Consider the following 17019-nt stretch of genomic DNA (forward strand, 5'->3'; position numbering starts at 1 on the left):
GGGGGTTTCCTGAATGGGCGACACGAAAGCCAATCTGACCATCGGTGGCAACACCCGCGACTACAAGATCATGGACGGCAGCATCGGTCCGTCGGTCGTCGACATCTCGTCCCTGTACAAGGACACGGGCATGTTCACCTACGACCCGGGCTTCACCTCCACGGCGTCGTGCGAATCGAAGATCACCTACATCGATGGCGATGAAGGCACCCTGCTCTACCGCGGTTACCCGATCGAGCAGCTGGCCGACCATGGCGACTTCCTGGAGTCCTGCTACCTGCTGCTGTACGGCGAGCTGCCGACCCGCGCGCAGAAGGATGACTTCGTGAACCGTGTGACCCGTCACACGATGATCCACGAGCAGATGAGCCGCTTCTTCTCCGGCTTCCGCCGTGACGCGCATCCGATGGCCGTCATGGTCGGCGTCGTCGGCGCCCTGTCGGCCTTCTACCACGACAGCACCGACATCTCCGATCCGCAGCAGCGCATGATCGCCTCGCTGCGCATGATCGCCAAGATGCCGACGATCGCCGCGATGGCCTACAAGTACCACATCGGCCAGCCGTTCGTTTACCCGAAGAACGATCTCGACTACTCGGCCAACTTCCTGCACATGTGCTTCGCCGTGCCTTGCGAGGAGTACAAGGTGAACCCGGTCCTGGCCCGCGCCATGGACCGCATCTTCATCCTGCACGCCGACCACGAGCAGAACGCATCGACCTCGACCGTGCGTCTGGCCGGCTCCTCGGGTGCCAACCCGTTCGCCTGCATCGCCGCCGGCATCGCCTGCCTCTGGGGCCCGGCCCACGGCGGCGCGAACGAAGCCGCGCTCAACATGCTGACCGAAATCGGCACCGTCGACCGGATCCCCGAGTTCATCGCCCGCGCCAAGGACAAGAACGATCCGTTCCGCCTGATGGGCTTCGGTCATCGCGTCTACAAGAACTATGACCCGCGTGCGCGCATCATGCAGAAGACCACGCATGAAGTGCTCGGCGAGCTCGGCATCAAGGACGATCCGCTGCTCGAAGTCGCCATGGAACTGGAGCGCATTGCCCTTCACGACGAGTATTTCATCGAGAAGAAGCTCTATCCGAACATCGACTTCTACTCGGGCATCACGCTGCGGGCGCTCGGCTTCCCGACCAACATGTTCACCGTGCTGTTCGCCCTCGCCCGCACCGTGGGCTGGATCGCGCAGTGGAAGGAAATGGTGGAAGATCCGGGCCAGCGCATCGGCCGCCCGCGCCAGCTCTACACCGGCGCCCCGAAGCGCGACTACGTGCCGATCGAGCAGCGCCGCTGAGCGGCTGCCGCTTCGCCAGACTCCCATATGGCAAGGGCGCCCTCCGGGCGCCCTTGCGCTTTTCGGCAAACCTCGACCTCACCGAAGTCATCCCGGCCAAGCGAAGCGCCGAGCCGGGATGACGAGAGAGGGTTTGTCAGCAGTCTGAAGGGCGCCCTCCGGGCGCCCTTGTTTTTTGTCTTCTGTGCGGCTTGGCCCTGCAGCCCGCATGCGCAGGAGCGCGCCTGCGTGACGCGCTGCCACGTGCCGCCCTCAGGTTCGCTTGTCAGCAAGGGATACGGGCACACCGCTGCCACCGGCGCGGGCCAGCCCGCAAGGGCGCGAGGCCCTTGGCGGGCGGCGTCACGCGCGGCCGATCAGCTCCAGCACGAGCCGTGCCGCCGTGCCGCTCTGGCTGTGGCCATCGGGCAGACGCATGCTCTGGTCGAGATCGGCAAAGGCCGACACCTGGGCCTCCCGGTCCGGCGTGTCGGTCAGCAGCCGCTCCACCACCTGCGCCAGCCGCTCCGGCTCGGCTTCCTCATCCAGGAACTCCGGCACGACATTGCGGCCGAGAATGATGTTCGGCAGCACCATGGAGGTGACCGAGGCGATGGGAAACACCCGGTGGATCTGTTTCAGCCGGCGGTAGAACCAGTCCAGACGGTAGCAGATGGCCATCGGCACGCCGGCGGCAGCAAGCTCCAGCGATACGGTGCCGGAGGCCGCCAGGGCCGCATGGGCCCGGCGGAAGGCCGCGAATTTTGCCGTCTCGCCCTCGACAACCGTCACGGCAACCGGCCAGCCGGCGACGGTGTCGCGGATGCGGCCAGCCAGATGCGGCACCGCCGGCAGCAGGATCTCGAGCCCGGGGCGGCGGGCCGCCAGAAGCGCGGCCGCGCGACCGAAGTCGGCCAGCAGCATGTCCACCTCGCTGCGCCGGCTTCCGGGCAGGAGCAGCAGGACATCCTGCCCTGCTCCGAGCGGGGCGCGTTCGCCGGCGGCCGGGCGCAGCTGCGCCGCCCGCTCGATCAGCGGATGGCCGACGTAGAAGGTCTCTGGACCGCCAAGGCGGCGATGGGCTTCGGGTTCAAAAGGCAGCAGCGCCAGCAGCCGGTCGACATAGACGCTCATCTTGCGGGCCCGGCCCGGACGCCAGGCCCAGACCGAGGGCGACACATAGTCGACGATGGGAATGTGCGGCGCGCGCTTGCGCACCCGGCGGGCGACGTTGTGGGTGAAATCGGGACTGTCGATGATCACCAGCACATCCGGATCCGCGGCGATGGCGGCATCAACGGACTGATAGACCCGGCGCACGATGGTCGGCAGCCGCGCAAGCACGGCCGTCAGTCCCATCACGGCGATGTCGGAGAGCGGAAACAGGCTTTGCAGCCCCTCCCCTTCCATGCGGTCGCCGCCCACGCCGGCAAACGCGATGGGACCGGCATGACGCTGTTTCAGCGCGCGCATCAAATTGGCGCCGAGCGCATCGCCGGACTCCTCGCCGGCCACCAGGAACACACGCAAGGGTCGGGCAGCCAGATCAGGCGTCACGTGTCGGTCTCCAGCTCGGCAAGCGGCGCGAGGCCATGCAGGAACAGCCCCGCCTGACGGGCGGCGGCCAGGGTGGTCTCGCGCTCGGCGACGAGCGCCCGGCCGGCCTCGACGGCAATTCCCGCCAGACCGGCCGCCCGGGCCAGCTCGATGGTGCGCGGGCCGATGGTCGGCAGATCGACCCTGAGGTCCTGCCCCGGCTTTGCCGCCTTGACCAGCACGCCGGCCATGCCCTTGACGCGGACGCGGCCGTTGGCCTTAAGCTCGGCACAGCGCTGCAACATCGCATCCGTGCCCTCGGCCCCTTCCAGCGCGATCACCCGCCCCCCGACGGCCACCGCGGCCTGGCCGATGTCGAGTTCGCCGAGACGGCGCACCGCGCGCGAGGCCAGCTGCATGTCCGTGATCTGGTCGCCGGCCGGCATCGCCTCGCCCATCGGCCCGGTCGGGGCCAGCAGGCCCGGAGCCACATCGGCAACGCCGACAACGGTGAGGTTCTCGGCCTCGAAGATGCGGATCACCCGGGTCAGCAGGCTGTCATCACCGCCCACCATCGCCTTCAGGATGGCCGGCAGCCGACGCATCGTGCCCAGATCGCCCAGGATGGAGGTGAAGTCGGGACGGCGGGTGACGCTGCCGATGAGGATGACCCGGTCGCACCCGGCCGCGTGCAGCACCTTGAACAGCTGGCCGATCTGGCCCCAGCCCAGCTCGTGCAGGGCCTCGGCGCGGAACTGCGGCAGGGTCTCGTCCTTGATGGCAATCGGGACGACCGGCTCGCCGCGCCGCTTCAGGTCGGCAAGGATCTCGAGCGGCAGCCCGCCACCGCCGGCAATGAGGCCGAGCGGCGCCCGGCTCCCGCCAGCGGCCGGCGCGGTCATCGTCTACTCGCCCTGCGGGCCGCGCGGGGTGCAGAACCGGCGCTCGCCCTCGACGAGAATGAAGTCCAGCACCTGACGCACCAGCGGCTCGTCACCGAGCGTCTCGGCCAGCTTCTGGGCCCGGTCGCGCAGCGTGCCGTCCTCGGTCTCGAACAGGTCGCGGTAGGCCGAGCGCAGCGCATGGATCTGCTCGCGCGGGAAATTGCGGCGCTTGAGCCCAACCAGGTTGAGGCCGCCGAGGCGGGCCCGGTTGCCCGTGACCATGCCGAAGGGAATGAGGTCGTTCTCGAGCCCGGCCAGGCCACCGACGAAGGCGTGGTCGCCGACGCGGGTGAACTGGATCACCGCCGAGCCGCCGCCGAAGATCACATGGTCGCCCACGGTCACGTGACCGGCGATCATGACGTTGTTGGACAGCACCACGCCGTTGCCGATGTGGCTGTCGTGGCCGACATGGGAATTGGCCAGGAAGGCGCAGCGGTCGCCGATGGTGGTGGTGTGGCCGCCGCCAGCCGTGCCCGGGTTCATCGTCACGCCTTCGCGGATGATGCAATCGGCACCGATGCGCAGGATCGCCTCCTCGCCGCGATATTTCAGATCCTGCGGCTGATGCCCGAGCGAGGCAAAGGGAAAGATCACCGTGCGCGCGCCGATGGTGGTGTCACCGGCCACCACCACATGCGACTTCATCTCGACGCCGTCGCCGATCTTCGCGTCCTTGCCGATGTGGCAGAAGGGACCGATGCGCACGCCCTCGCCGAGGGTCGCGCCGTCCTCGATGACTGCACTGGGATGGATCACGCTCATGAAAACCCCTGAAGCTCACGCAGTTGCGGATCAGGCATCGACCAGCATGGCGCTGATCTCGGCCTCGGCCACCTTGACGCCGTCCACCATGGCCAGCGCCTCGAAGCGCCAGATGTTCGACCGGTTGCGGATCTTCTTGACGTGGAAGTGGACCTGGTCGCCCGGCCCCACCGGCTTGCGGAACTTGGCCTTGTCGATGGTCATGAAATAGACGAGCTGCGGCGTGTGGCTGGAGCCCAGCGAATGCACGCAGAGCGCGCCGGCCGTCTGGGCCATGGCCTCGATCAGCAGAACGCCCGGCATCACCGGCCGCGTCGGGAAATGTCCCTGGAAATGCGGCTCGTTGATGGTGACGTTCTTGATGCCGATGCAGGACTCATCCCCCTTCATCTCGATGATCTTGTCGATCAGCAGGAAGGGATAACGATGCGGCAGCAGCTCCATCACCTTCATGATGTCGGCCGAGCCGAGGGTCGTGTTGTCTTGTGCGTCCATGTCCTTCGCCCCAAAGCAGGGAATGTCTCTGTGCTGCTCTTTAGCCGAGCAGTCGCGTCCTGTCAGGTGTCCGAGCCGCGCTCGGCGAGTTTTTTCAGCGCCGTCAGCTCGCGGAACCACTGTTTCACCGGCTTTGCCGGCGTGCCGCCGTAGCGCCCGCCCGCCGGAACCGCATCATTGACCACGCTGACGGCGGCGATCTGCGCGCCCATGCCGATCTCGACATGGCCCGCCACCCCCGTCTGGCCGCCAATCGCCACATAGTCGGCGAGGGTCGACGAGCCGGACAGGCCAACCTGGGAGACGATCACGCAATGGCGGCCGATGTTGACGTTGTGGCCGACCTGCACCTGGTTGTCGATCTTGGTCCCCTCGCCCACCACCGTGTCGCGGTTCGCGCCACGGTCGATGGTGGTGTTGGCGCCGATCTCCACGTCATCCTGGATGATGACGCGCCCGACCTGCGGAACCTTGAGGTGGCCGCCGAGCCCCATAGCATAGCCGAAGCCATCCTGCCCGATGGCCACGCCCGGATGCAGGATGACCCGGTTGCCGAGCAATGCGTGCTGCAGCACCACATTGGCGCCGATCCGGCAGTCGCGGCCGACGCGAACGTTCTGGCTGATGACCGCATTGGGCCCGACGAGCGTGCCGCTGCCGATCTCAACGCCGGCGCCGATCACCGCGCCGGGCTCGACCGTCACGTTCTCTTCCAGCCGCGCCGTCGGATGGACGGTCGCGCGGGGCGAGATGCCTGCGGCCGCCTCATAGGCGGCAAGCGGCGCCATGGCCTCGGGATAGAGCCTTGCCAGCACCCGCGCCCAGGACCGGTAGGGATCCTTGCTGACCAGAAGGGCGACCGTCTCCGGCACCTTCGCCACATGCTTGGGCGCGACGATGCAGGCGGTGGCGCGGGTCGTCGCCAGCGCGTCGAGATAGCGGGTGTTGTCGAAGAAGACGAGCGCGCCAGCTTCGGCGTCCTCGAGCGGGCTGACCCGCGAGATCGCGAGCCCGGGTTCGCCCCGCGCCAGTTCGGCCCCGGCCACGTCGGCCAGCTCAGCCAGGGTAAGCGCCGGCATCGGCGCGTAGAAGATCGGATCTGCCATCGTCTGGCTCCTCGCGGGCGGACCGGGCCTGCCCCGGAATAGCAAACGGCCGCCGGTTGGAGCGGCGGCCGTCGCGGTGTCTGGTTTGCGACCTCAGAAGCGGGTGCCGCCCGAGAGGCGGAAGATCTGCGTCTGGTCGCCGCGCTGCTTCATGACCGGCCAGGCGAAGTCGGCGCGGAGCGGACCGAAGGGCGATTCCCAACGGATACCGGCACCGACCGATGCGCGCAGGTCGAAGCTGTTGGAGGTGACGCCATTGGCACCCACGGCCTTGATCAGCTTCGAGTCGGCGTCCCACAGGGAGCCGGCGTCGGCGAACACGGCACCGCTCAGGCCGAACTCTTCCGGCACGACCGGGAACGGGAACGTCGCCTCGAGGGTACCGGCAATGTAGAACCGGCCACCGATGGCATCGCCCGTCTTGCGGTCACGCGGACCGATGCCGCCGTTCTCGAAGCCGCGCACCATGTCGCCGCCCATCATGAACTGGTCGGAGATGCGCAGGCGCTTGCTGCCGAGAGCCTGGATGTGACCACCCTTGAGGGTGATGTTGCCGACGATGCCGGCATCCGGGTAGAGCTCCTGATACACGCGACCTTCGGCGGTGGTGCGCATGAACTGCGTGTCGCCACCGATGCCTGCGAACTCCTGCTGGAACTTGGCGTAGAGGCCGTCCTTCGGGTTCCGGTTGTTGTCGAGCGTGTTGTAGACCAGCGCGTAGCCGGCGAGCGACGTCAGGTAGCTGCCGAGCGAGTCGCAGATGGCCGGAGACAGGTCCCGGTTCCGCGAGCAGGTCGACAGGCCCGTCGCCAGCTTCTTCGGGTCGGAGATCTTCGTCTCGTAGATGTTGTAGAACAGCTTGAGCGACAGCTCGTCCTCGCGCAGCGGCAGGGTGAAGCCGAAACCGCCACCGGTCACGTCTTCCTTGTAGCTGCGGAAATCGTTCTTGTCGGACACGCGGCGATAGGCCTCGAGGTCGAGGGCAATGCGGCGGCCCATGAAGAACGGCTCGCGGAACTGGAACTCGTAGTTCTGCGAGGACTTGCCACCGCCGACGCCGATGCGGACGAACTGGCCACGGCCGAGGAAGTTCTTCTCGCTCAGCGACACGTCGCCGATGATGCCTTCCGAGGTCGAGTAACCGATGCCGAACGACAGTTCGCCGGTTGCCTGCTCCTCGACATCCACGTTGATGATCACGCGATCGGGCGAGCTGCCGCGTTCGGACGTGATGCGGACTTCCTTGAAGAAGCCAAGGTTGCGCAGGCGACGCTCGGCCTTGTCGAGCAGGACACGGTTGAAGGCATCACCTTCAGCCAGGTCGAACTCGCGACGGATGACGTACTCGCGGGTGCGGTCGTTGCCGCGGATGTTGATCCGCTCGACATAGGCACGCGGGCCTTCCTCGACGTTGTAGACGAGGTCGATGGTCTTGGTTTCGTAGTTGCGCAGCGCACGCGGACGGACCTCGGCGAAGGCATAGCCCTCTTCCGACACCTTCAGGGTGATGTCTTCCAGGGTCTGCTCGACGCGACGGGCGTTGTAGGTGTCGCCGGTCTTGGTGCGAACTTCCGACTTGAGCGCTTCCGGATCGACGGAGGAGAGCGAGCTCTGCACCTCGACGTTGCCGATCTCGTACTTGTCGCCTTCCTCGACCGTGAAGGTCACGAAGAACACGTTCTGCTCGCGGTCCAGATCGGCGCTGACGGACACGATGCGGAAGTCGGCATAGCCGTTCTGGTAATAGAACTGGCGCAGCAGCTCCTGGTCGGCAGACAGACGATCCGGATCATAGGTATCGGTGCTGCGCAGCCAGCTCAGCAGGCCGCTCTCGCGGGTGCGGATCACGTCACGCAGGCGACGGTCGCTGAAGTTGCTGTTGCCGATGAAGGTGATGCGCTCGACGCCGGTCTTCTCGCCTTCGGTGATCTCGAAGACCAGGTCGACGCGGTTGTTGCCGCGGTCAATGATCTTCGGCTCGACCGATGCGCGATAGCGGCCGGTGCGACGATAGGCTTCCAGGATGTTCTGGACGTCGGACTGCACCTTGGCACGGGTCAGCATCGACCGTTCGGTCGTGCGCACCGCAACCTTGAGCTGGTCATCCGAGACCCGGCGATTGCCCTCGAAGGACACACGGCCGATGATCGGGTTTTCCTTCACGGTGACGACAAGGCTGCCGCCTTCCGAGCTGATCCGCACGTCCTCGAAGAGGCCGGTCGCAAAGAGCGCCTTCAGCGACTCATCGACGTCCGAGGCGCTGTAGGAGCGGCCACGCTGGATCGTGAGGTAGCTGATGACGGTCTCGCTCTCGATGCGCGTGTTGCCACGCACGACGATGTTGCCGGCGACCGCGGCTTCTGCGCTCGTGACATAAAAACCGAAGGGATCCGGGAGGATTCCACCGGCTACAAAGAGCGGCGCCGACAACATCACGGCGCGAGAGATTTTCCGCAGTCGCTGCATATCCGAGCTATGCCTTTTTCAATTGAGACCGGATTAGGGCCTTCGTCAGATTCTCAGCATCCGGCATGGTTTTACATCCTTTTGCCGAATACGCAACCGCTTGCCTGTCCCGAAACGGATTTCATTTGAAGGCGTTGCGGTCATGTCACGCAACCGGTCAACCGCCGGCTATGCGTGACACGTCATTCCATGTGGCAAAGACCATGAGCATCAAGACCACCGCGATGCCGATCCGGAAACCGACATCCTGCACCCGTTCGCTCAAGGGCTTACCACGCACGGCTTCCGCCGCGTAGTACACGAGATGACCGCCGTCGAGCATCGGGATCGGCATCAGGTTGAGCAGGCCGATCGACACCGACAGGACGGCGGCCAGCTGCAGCAGCGGCACGATCCCGAGCTCCGCGACCTGGCCGGACACCTGCGCGACCCGGATCGGACCGCCGAGCTGGTCCGCCGATTCCCGCCCGGTCACAACCTTGACGAGATAGTCGACGGTGCGCTCCATGATGAACCAGGTCTCGCGCATGCCCTCGCCGACCGCCTCGACCGGACCATAGTGCAGGCGCACGAGATCCTCCTGCTGCGGCGAGCGCGTCACCCCCAGAAGGCCGACGCGCTGCGTCCCGCCGAAGCCGTCGCTGATCTCCTTGTGCTGCGGCGTGACCACCACGCGCACGACCTCGCTGCCGCGCTCCACGTCCAGCGCCAGCGGAATGTCGGCGCTGGCGGTGACGATGCGCTGCAGGTCGGAGAAGGTCGCCACCGGCTTGCCGTCGACAGCAAGGACCAGGTCCCCCGGCAGAAGGCCGGCCTGCTCCGCCGCACTGCCCGGCTGGACCGTGTCGATGGTCGGCGACGTCACGACCCGGCCATAGAGGCCGAAGACGAGCGCGAAGATCACGATGGACAGGAGGAAATTGGCAATGGGACCGGCCGCCACGACAGAGGCCCGCTGCCACACGGGCTTGGCCGCGAAGATCCCTGCCCGCTCGCCGTCAGACATGGCGGCGATGCGCTCGCGGTCGGGCATGCTGGCGGCGTTGTCGTCACCGGCGAACTTCACGTAGCCCCCGAGCGGGATCAGGCAGACCTTCCAGCGGGTGCCGTGACGGTCATAGAAGCCGGCAAGCTCCTTGCCGAAGCCAACGGAAAAGGCATCGACGCGCACGCCGCACCAGCGCGCGACCAGGAAATGGCCAAGCTCATGAAAGAAAACGACAATCGTCAGGACGAACAAGAAGGCGGCGATCATCGTCGCCGACTGGGTCAGATAGCCCGCAATAAGGTCCATGCACTCATCCCACGCCGGAGGAGGCGGACCACGGGTGCCCCCTCGTTACCGGAACCCTAAGGTCCAAATCGTAATTGTAGCTTAACATAGAGCCTGCTCCGGGCGGAAACCAGCCCTGCCCGGCGGCACTTGTCCCCAGGGGCGGGATAACCCGCCCGGACGTTGCACCTAGCGGGCGCGGCGGATGATCGCAGCCTGGGCGGCCCGGCGGGCGGTGCTGTCGAGGCTGAGCACGGCTGCAACCGACTCCGGCGCGGCAAGGTCGCCGGAGGCTGCCAGCGCATCCAGCACATCGGCCACGACGGCCGCGATGTCGAGGAAGCCGATCCGGCCTGCGAGGAAGGCCGCCACGGCCTCCTCGTCGGCCGCATTGAGGGCGGCCGGTGCCCCGCCCCCCGCACGCATCGCGTCAAGGGCAAGGCCGAGGGCCGGGAACCGCGTCAGGTCCGGCGCCTCGAAGGTGAGCGTCGCGAGCCGTGCCAGGTCAAGCCGTGCCACCGGCAGGTCGAGCCGGTGCGGCCACGCAAGGCAGTGGGCGATGGGTGTGCGCATGTCGGGGCTGCCCAGCTGCGCCAACAGGGACCCGTCTCGATACTGCACCATGCCGTGGATCACCGACTGGGGGTGAACCAGGACGTCGAGCTGGTCATGGGCCAGCGGAAACAGATGCGAAGCCTCGATGACCTCGAGACCCTTGTTCATCAGGGTCGCGCTGTCGATGGTGATCCGGCTGCCCATGTCCCAGTTGGGGTGTTTCAGCGCCTGTGCCGGACTGACGTGGCGCATCTCGTCAAGGGACAACTGCCGGAACGGGCCGCCCGAGGCCGTCAGCACGACCCGCTCCACCTCGGCCAGGTTGCGGCTCTCGAGAACCTGGAAGATGGCGTTGTGCTCGCTGTCCATCGGCAGGACGGAAAGGCCCTGCCGCCGCGCCTCGGCCATGAACAGGTCACCGGCGCAGACCAGGCATTCCTTGTTGGCCAGCGCGATGGTCCGGCCCGCCTGCAGGGCCGCGAAGGTGGGGGCAAGGCCGGCCGCGCCGACGATGCCGGCGACAACGATGTCGGCGGGATGGAGGGCGGCGTCGTGCAGCGCCGCTGGTCCTGCGCCATTGGCGATCCCGCTGCCGGCAAGGGCCGCATCGAGCTCCTCCCCCGCCGCAGCTTCCGCCAGCGCGGCAAAGCGGACATTGAACTCGCGCGCGAGGGCGGCCAGTTCGCCGGCCCGGCGCCCGGCGGCAAGCGCGACCACCTCGAACCGGTCAGGATGATGACGGACGATGTCCAGCGTGCTCTTGCCGATCGAGCCGGTAGCGCCAAGGATGACGAGACGCGTGCGCCGGCCGTCCCTGCTGAGCGGGAGGACGGGCTGGCCGGGCGCGGCCGAAACGAAGCTGTTGGTCGGGGTCACGTCCATCCCTTCCTGAGATCACATCAGGCCGAGGCCGGTGACCGGTTCATGCAGGGGACCGCCGAGAAGCAGCCCCAGGACCGCCGCAGCCACGGCGGCGGCAACCAGGCCGTCGACCCGGTCCATCAGACCACCGTGACCGGGAATGAGATGGCCGGAATCCTTGACGCCGAACCGGCGCTTGACGGCCGATTCCGCGAGGTCGCCGATCTGCGAGACGATCGACAGCGCGAGACCGAGAATGAGCCAGTCGACCAGATTGAGATGTCCGTAGACGGCCGCAGCCGCAACGCCGGCCAGCGCGCCGAACACCAGGCCGCCAATCGCGCCGGACCAGGTCTTCTTCGGCGAGATGCGCCGCCACAGCTTCGGCCCGCCCAGGCGCCGGCCGACGAAATAGGCCGCGATGTCGGTGACCCAGACGGTGGCGATCAGGAAGAACGTGAAGGCCTCGCCGAGGGCGCCGCGGCGCACCACCAGCAGGGCTGCGACGGACAGGGCCGCATAGAGCAGCCCCTCCGCCGTCCAGCGCCCGGTGCGCCCGCCTCCGGCAGCCAGATAGAGCGCGCCGGTCGCAACCACGAGGAAGGCAAGGGCCACCAGTTCATAGGAGAGGTGGACAAGGGTCGTCAGCAGCAGGACCGAGACATAGCCGATGACGGGCACCGGCCCGCGGCGCGGCGCACTGACGATCAGGAACCATTCGCGCAGGATGACGAGGCCGCCGACGGCAATGAGCGCGGTGTAGGGCTCCTCGCCCCACCACACGATGGCGAGCACGAGCGGACCGAGAACGAGCGCGGAGAGCACGCGGGCGCGCAGGTCCGAGTTGACCCGGCCAGTCGAGGCTGTCTCGGCGGCTGCAGCCTCCCCCTTGTCCATCAGCGCCCCGCTGCCGTCAGGCCGCCGAAGCGGCGTTCCCGCGCGGCATAGGCCGACAGCGCCGCATCGAAGGCGGCCGCGTCGAAGTCCGGCCACAGCACCGGCGAGAAGAAGAACTCCGCATAGGCGGCCTGCCACAGCAGGAAGTTCGACAGCCGCAGCTCGCCGCTGGTGCGGATGATGAGATCCGGATCCGGGATGCCGGCGGTGTCGAGCCGGCTCGACACGAGCTGATCCGTCACGGCCTCGGGTGCCAGCGTGCCGGCCGCCACCTCGCCCGCGATGCGGCGCATGGCCCGCACCAGCTCGTCGCGGGCGCCGTAGTTGAAGGCGACAATGAGGGTGAGGCCGCTGTTGTTGCGGGTGAGCGTCTCGCTCTCCTCGAGCAGGCCGCGAATGCCCGGCTCAAGCCCCTCCCGTTCACCGATGATGCGCACCCGGACATTGGCCTGGTGCAGCTCGGACAGGTCACGCTGCACGAAGCGGCGCAGGAGCCCCATCAGGAAGCTGACCTCGGCCGGCGGACGGCTCCAGTTTTCCGAGGAAAAGCTGAAGACCGTCAGGTAGTCGATGCCCCGTTCGCCGGCGTGCCGGATCACACCGCGCAGGGCATCCAGCCCGTGGCGGTGCCCGTCGGTGCGCGGCAGGCCGCGTGCCTTGGCCCAGCGGCCGTTGCCATCCATGATGATGGCGACGTGACGCGGCACGCCGCCTCCGCCAAGGGCCAGACCGGGGTCATGAAAACCGGTGTCAGGGCTACGTGTCATCAAAACCCTCGGCGCCGCGCGGGACCAGGCGTCAGACCTGGGAGATTTCCTGCTGCTTCTTCTCGAGCATGCTGTCGACTTCCGCAATGCGGTTGTCGGTCAGCTTCTGCACGTCGTCGGAGGCAACGCGGGCGTCGTCCTGGCTGATCTTGCCGTCCTTCTCGAGCTTCTTGATCATGTCCATGCCATCACGACGCACGTGACGGATGGCAACCTTCGCGGCCTCGGCATACTTGTGCGCGACCTTGATCAGCTCCTGGCGGCGCTCGGCGTTCAGCTCGGGGATCGGCAGGCGCAGCAGCTGGCCGTCGATGACGGGATTGAGGCCGAGGTTCGATTCGCGGATCGCCTTCTCGACCGCGCTGACCATGCCCTTGTCCCAGACCTGGATGGCCACCATGCGCGGCTCCGGGACCGAGACGGTGCCGACCTGGTTGATCGGCATGGTCTGGCCGTAGGCCGTCACGACGATGGCATCAAGCATGCTGGAAGACGCGCGACCGGTGCGCAGACCCGACAGTTCGGTTTTCAGAACGCCAAGCGCGCCCTGCATCCGACGCTCAAGATCTCCAAGATCGACACCTTCAACCGGCATTTTGATCCTCGCATTGTTGTTCGTGTTTGCCCATGGGACTGCCCATGCGGCTGGGGCGCAACCATGGCACAGTCTTGCCCAAAGACAAGATGATCCGTGCCGGTTCAGCGAAATTCACAACTCTTGCAGCCTGTTGTTCTTGCTGCACGAACTTCCGGCCCGGTTCTCGACCGGTCTGGCCCGGCGCCGCCACGCGGCAGGCCCGGCCCTCCCCTCCTGCCCGGACCTGACGGCTCCCGAAGGACGGAGCCCGGGCGAGCCGTCACCGCCGTCCGACGTGATCCCTGCCGCGCGATGCCCGGCGTCCCCGGCTCTGCGGTCAGGCCATCAAGGTCAGCGGACGGGGTCCCGGCGCCTTCAAGGAGGACGACACCGGTTACACCGGCACCGCCGGACGAGACCGACCGCCATCGCCCGGGGCGAGGCCGCGCCAGTCCCGATCAGGCAGCGCTGACGACAGTATACCGTCCACGCTCGAGAAGCACATCCACCAGCGAGCCGGGGGTGTGGATGGAGAACACGATCACCGGGATGCGGTTGTCACGGGCAAGCGCAATCGCGGTCGTGTCCATGACCTTGAGATTGCGGGTGATCACGTCCTCGTAGGTCAGCTCGGTGTAGCGCTCGGCATTCGGATTGATCTTCGGATCTTCCGAATAGATGCCGTCGACCTGCGTCCCTTTCAGGAAGGCGTCGCAGCGCATCTCGGCTGCGCGCAGCGCCGCCCCCGAATCAGTGGTGAAGAACGGGTTGCCCGTGCCGCCGGCAAAGACGATCACGTCACCGTCTTCCATGTAGCGCTCGGCGCCACGCTGGGTGAAGGTCTCGCAGATCGAGGGCACCGGCACGGCCGACAGCACGCGCGCCTGAACCTCCTGGCGACGCAGGGCGTCCGCCAGCGTCAGGCTGTTCATCACCGTCGCCAGCATGCCCATGTGGTCGCCCGTGACGCGGTTGCCGCCCTTGGCTGCCACGGCGACGCCGCGGAAGATATTGCCACCGCCGACGACGAGGCCGACCTGGGCGCCGAGCTTCACCGCATTGGCCACTTCCACCGCAATGCGCTCGACCACGGCCGGATCAATGCCGAAGGGCTGGCTGCCCATGAGGGCCTCGCCGGAGAGTTTCAGCAGGACCCTGCGCCAGCGCAAATTGGTGGTCATCGGCACGCCTTCTTTCAATCAGGAAATGGGGTAATCAAACAGCTGTCAGAAAAAAGGCGCCGGGGTCGCCGGCGCCTTTGGCATTCAGTGGCCGGCGGCCGCAGCCACCTCGGCCGCGAAGTCCGTCTCTTCCTTCTCGATGCCTTCACCGAGAGCGAAGCGGACGAAGCCGGTGAGCTTGACCGGAGTGCCGAGATCCTTGGCGAGCGCCTCGACGGCCTGCTCGACGGTCTTGTCCGGGTCGATCACGAAGGCCTGCTTCACGAGGGTCACTTCCTCGTAGAACTTGCGGATGCGGCCTTCCACCATCTTCTCGATGATGTTGTCCGGCTTGCCCGACTCGCGCGCCTGCTCGATGAACACGTTGCGCTCGCGCTCGACCACGGCCGGGTCCAGCTGGTCAACGTTCAGCGACAGCGGGCTGGTCGCGGCGATGTGCATCGCGATCTGGCGGCCGAGCGCGTTGAGCTTGTCCTTGTCACCGGCCGACTCGAGCGCGACGAGCACGCCGATCTTGCCGAGGCCTTCGGAGGCCGCGCTGTGAACGTAGGAGGCAACCACGCCGTCGGTGACCGACAGGACGGCCGCACGACGCAGGGTCATGTTCTCGCCGATGGTGGCGATGGCGTCCTTGATGGCGGCGTCGACGGACTTGTCGCTGCCCGGGTAGGTCGCGGCCGAAATGGCCTCGACGTCGGAGCCGGTGGCGATGGCAACCTTGACCACGTCGCGGACGAGGGTCTGGAAACCGTCGTTGCGGGCGACGAAATCGGTCTCGGAGTTCAGCTCGATGACCGCGGCCTTGTTGCCGGAGGAGGCAACGCCGACGAGGCCCTCAGCGGCCACGCGGCCAGCCTTCTTGGCAGCCTTGGCGAGACCCTTGGTACGCAGCCAGTCGATCGCAGCTTCCATGTCGCCGCCCGTCTCGTTGAGGGCGGTCTTGCAGTCCATCATGCCCGCGCCGGTCTTCTCGCGGAGCTCCTTTACCATCGCTGCGGAAATGCTCATCGCTTGCCTCGTGGATGGGGGTTGAAAGATTTGCCCGGTTTAGCGCATCGGCCACCGCGGCTTTATGACGATGCACGCGCTTGCGCACATCTCGGATCATCAATCGCGGACAGGGACCTGTCCGGGGGGCTGTCCGGGAGGGCGGGAGGCGCCGCGGCAGGTCGCGCGGCGCCTCTCCTGTCCTCAGGCGTCGGCCTGCTCGTCGAGAGCCGGCTCGACCGGAGCCTGCTCGGAGGCACCGACGTCCATGCCCATGTTGCCCTGGGCGCGCGAGATGCCGTCGATGGCGGCGCGGGCGATCAGGTCGCAGTAGAGCTGGATGGCGCGGCCGGCGTCATCGTTGCCCGGAACCGGATAGGTGATGCCTTCCGGCGAGCAGTTCGAATCGAGGATCGCGGCAACCGGAATGCCCAGACGACGGGCTTCCTGGATGGCGATCGCCTCGCGGTTGGTGTCGATCACGAAGATCAGGTCCGGCAGGCCGCCCATGTCCTTGATGCCGCCCAGGTTCCGCTCGAGCTTCTCGCGCTCGCGGTCCATGAACAGCTTTTCCTTCTTGGTCAGGCCGGAGGTGTCGGTCGACAGGACCTCTTCCAGCTTGCGCAGACGCTGGATCGAGCCGGAAATGGTCTTCCAGTTGGTCAGCATGCCGCCGAGCCAGCGGGCGTTGACGAAGTACTGCGCGGAGTTGCGCGCGGACTCGGCAACAGCTTCCTGGGCCTGACGCTTGGTGCCGACGAGCAGCACGCGGCCGCCGTTGGCGACGGTGTCGCTGACAGCCTTCAGCGCCTGATGCAGCAGCGGAACGGTCTGGGCGAGGTCGATGATGTGGATGTCGTTGCGAACGCCGAAGATGTACGGTGCCATGCGCGGGTTCCAGCGGTGCTTCTGGTGACCGAAGTGAACGCCTGCTTCCAGCAGCTGACGCATGGTGAAATCGGGCAATGCCATGGCCCTGAACTCCTGATTTTTCCGGTTGTAACCTCCACGGGGAGTGCACCGGCAGCGCAGGGGCTGCAGCGGACACCGGAACGGGTCCGGACAAGCCGGATCCTTCCCCCGTGTGTGGAATGGGCGCCTTATAGGCGTGAGCCCCCGGAAAGACAAGCCCCAATGCGACGTGTGAAAAAGTCAAGCCCGCGCCAGCGGCCCGCTGGTCGCAGCACGAGGCCGCAAGCGCGAAATGGACGGCCCGGGTCCCCCGACCCCGGCCTTCAGATCCAGATCCGTACCCCCGGCCCCGTCATCCCAGACTTGTTGGATGGCGCTTGTTGGAGAGGGCTCGTCGACCGAGGCGCGTCGA

15 protein-coding genes are annotated in these 17019 nt (G+C 66.8%); 1 reads left to right on the plus strand and 14 read right to left on the minus strand.

What is annotated here, in order from left to right; genetic code table 11:
- The first annotated feature begins 13 nt into the window (after positions 1 to 13).
- Positions 14 to 1306: a citrate synthase gene (gene gltA, locus GWI72_RS06740; protein ID WP_161673144.1), complete on the plus strand. Its 1293-nt coding sequence runs from the start codon at positions 14 to 16 to the stop codon at positions 1304 to 1306.
- A 342-nt stretch (positions 1307 to 1648) separates the two neighbouring features.
- On the opposite strand, the gene lpxB is transcribed toward gltA, so the two are convergent.
- The 14 genes from lpxB to rpsB form a co-directional block, all read right to left on the minus strand.
- Positions 1649 to 2842 carry a lipid-A-disaccharide synthase gene (gene lpxB, locus GWI72_RS06745; protein WP_161708192.1) on the minus strand — a complete coding sequence of 398 codons (1194 nt, stop codon included), beginning with the start codon at positions 2840 to 2842 and terminating at the stop codon, positions 1649 to 1651.
- A complete protein-coding gene (locus GWI72_RS06750) occupies positions 2839 to 3723 on the minus strand; it encodes an LpxI family protein (RefSeq protein WP_161708193.1) in 885 nt (294 codons plus the stop codon). Before GWI72_RS06750 ends, lpxB begins: the two co-directional genes overlap by 4 nt.
- A 3-nt stretch (positions 3724 to 3726) precedes the next feature.
- Positions 3727 to 4530 carry an acyl-ACP--UDP-N-acetylglucosamine O-acyltransferase gene (gene lpxA, locus GWI72_RS06755; RefSeq protein ID WP_161673150.1) on the minus strand — a complete coding sequence of 268 codons (804 nt, stop codon included), beginning with the start codon at positions 4528 to 4530 and terminating at the stop codon, positions 3727 to 3729.
- A 30-nt stretch (positions 4531 to 4560) separates the two neighbouring features.
- Positions 4561 to 5025, minus strand: coding sequence for a 3-hydroxyacyl-ACP dehydratase FabZ (gene fabZ / locus GWI72_RS06760; RefSeq protein ID WP_161673152.1), 465 nt, complete (start codon positions 5023 to 5025; stop codon positions 4561 to 4563).
- A 62-nt stretch (positions 5026 to 5087) separates the two neighbouring features.
- Positions 5088 to 6131, minus strand: coding sequence for a UDP-3-O-(3-hydroxymyristoyl)glucosamine N-acyltransferase (lpxD, locus tag GWI72_RS06765; RefSeq protein WP_161673154.1), 1044 nt, complete (start codon positions 6129 to 6131; stop codon positions 5088 to 5090).
- 93 nt (positions 6132 to 6224) lie between these two features.
- Positions 6225 to 8465: an outer membrane protein assembly factor BamA gene (bamA, locus tag GWI72_RS06770; protein ID WP_208995664.1), complete on the minus strand. Its 2241-nt coding sequence runs from the start codon at positions 8463 to 8465 to the stop codon at positions 6225 to 6227.
- Between the two features lie 289 nt (positions 8466 to 8754).
- Entirely contained in the window at positions 8755 to 9891 is a 1137-nt protein-coding gene (rseP, locus tag GWI72_RS06775; RefSeq protein WP_161673158.1) for an RIP metalloprotease RseP, read from the minus strand.
- Between the two features lie 168 nt (positions 9892 to 10059).
- Entirely contained in the window at positions 10060 to 11214 is a 1155-nt protein-coding gene (locus GWI72_RS06780; RefSeq protein ID WP_390806599.1) for a 1-deoxy-D-xylulose-5-phosphate reductoisomerase, read from the minus strand.
- Between the two features lie 105 nt (positions 11215 to 11319).
- Positions 11320 to 12183, minus strand: a complete 864-nt coding sequence (locus GWI72_RS06785; RefSeq protein ID WP_161708194.1) for a phosphatidate cytidylyltransferase — start codon at positions 12181 to 12183, stop codon at positions 11320 to 11322.
- The gene (locus GWI72_RS06790; protein WP_161673164.1) at positions 12183 to 12950 is read right to left on the minus strand and encodes an isoprenyl transferase; all 768 of its coding nucleotides are present in this window, start codon (positions 12948 to 12950) and stop codon (positions 12183 to 12185) included. The genes GWI72_RS06785 and GWI72_RS06790 overlap by 1 nt, the downstream gene beginning before the upstream one ends.
- Before the next feature lie 31 nt (positions 12951 to 12981).
- Positions 12982 to 13545, minus strand: coding sequence for a ribosome recycling factor (gene frr, locus GWI72_RS06795; RefSeq protein WP_179956032.1), 564 nt, complete (start codon positions 13543 to 13545; stop codon positions 12982 to 12984).
- Positions 13546 to 13985: 440 nt separating this feature from the next.
- Positions 13986 to 14708, minus strand: a complete 723-nt coding sequence (pyrH, locus tag GWI72_RS06800) for a UMP kinase (protein WP_161673166.1) — start codon at positions 14706 to 14708, stop codon at positions 13986 to 13988.
- 84 nt (positions 14709 to 14792) lie between these two features.
- On the minus strand, positions 14793 to 15716 hold the full coding sequence (gene tsf, locus GWI72_RS06805) for a translation elongation factor Ts (RefSeq protein ID WP_161673168.1): 924 nt from the start codon (positions 15714 to 15716) through the stop codon (positions 14793 to 14795).
- 183 nt (positions 15717 to 15899) lie between these two features.
- The gene (rpsB, locus tag GWI72_RS06810) at positions 15900 to 16667 is read right to left on the minus strand and encodes a 30S ribosomal protein S2 (RefSeq protein ID WP_161673170.1); all 768 of its coding nucleotides are present in this window, start codon (positions 16665 to 16667) and stop codon (positions 15900 to 15902) included.
- Between the last annotated feature and the right edge of the window lie 352 nt (positions 16668 to 17019).

This window comes from Pannonibacter sp. XCT-53 (assembly GCF_009915765.1).
GTDB lineage: Bacteria > Pseudomonadota > Alphaproteobacteria > Rhizobiales > Stappiaceae > Pannonibacter > Pannonibacter tanglangensis.

What these genes read in the sequence shown, in the direction of transcription:
- lpxD (WP_161673154.1), bottom strand. Translation starts at nt 6,131, where the DNA reads ATGGCAGATCCGATCTTCTACGCGCCGATGCCGGCGCTTACCCTGGCT.
- frr (WP_179956032.1), bottom strand. Translation starts at nt 13,545, where the DNA reads ATGCCGGTTGAAGGTGTCGATCTTGGAGATCTTGAGCGTCGGATGCAG.
- gltA (WP_161673144.1), top strand. Translation starts at nt 14, where the DNA reads ATGGGCGACACGAAAGCCAATCTGACCATCGGTGGCAACACCCGCGAC.
- rpsB (WP_161673170.1), bottom strand. Translation starts at nt 16,667, where the DNA reads ATGGCATTGCCCGATTTCACCATGCGTCAGCTGCTGGAAGCAGGCGTT.
- GWI72_RS06785 (WP_161708194.1), bottom strand. Translation starts at nt 12,183, where the DNA reads ATGGACAAGGGGGAGGCTGCAGCCGCCGAGACAGCCTCGACTGGCCGG.
- fabZ (WP_161673152.1), bottom strand. Translation starts at nt 5,025, where the DNA reads ATGGACGCACAAGACAACACGACCCTCGGCTCGGCCGACATCATGAAG.
- pyrH (WP_161673166.1), bottom strand. Translation starts at nt 14,708, where the DNA reads ATGACCACCAATTTGCGCTGGCGCAGGGTCCTGCTGAAACTCTCCGGC.
- rseP (WP_161673158.1), bottom strand. Translation starts at nt 9,891, where the DNA reads ATGGACCTTATTGCGGGCTATCTGACCCAGTCGGCGACGATGATCGCC.
- tsf (WP_161673168.1), bottom strand. Translation starts at nt 15,716, where the DNA reads ATGAGCATTTCCGCAGCGATGGTAAAGGAGCTCCGCGAGAAGACCGGC.
- GWI72_RS06790 (WP_161673164.1), bottom strand. Translation starts at nt 12,950, where the DNA reads ATGACACGTAGCCCTGACACCGGTTTTCATGACCCCGGTCTGGCCCTT.
- GWI72_RS06750 (WP_161708193.1), bottom strand. Translation starts at nt 3,723, where the DNA reads ATGACCGCGCCGGCCGCTGGCGGGAGCCGGGCGCCGCTCGGCCTCATT.
- lpxA (WP_161673150.1), bottom strand. Translation starts at nt 4,530, where the DNA reads ATGAGCGTGATCCATCCCAGTGCAGTCATCGAGGACGGCGCGACCCTC.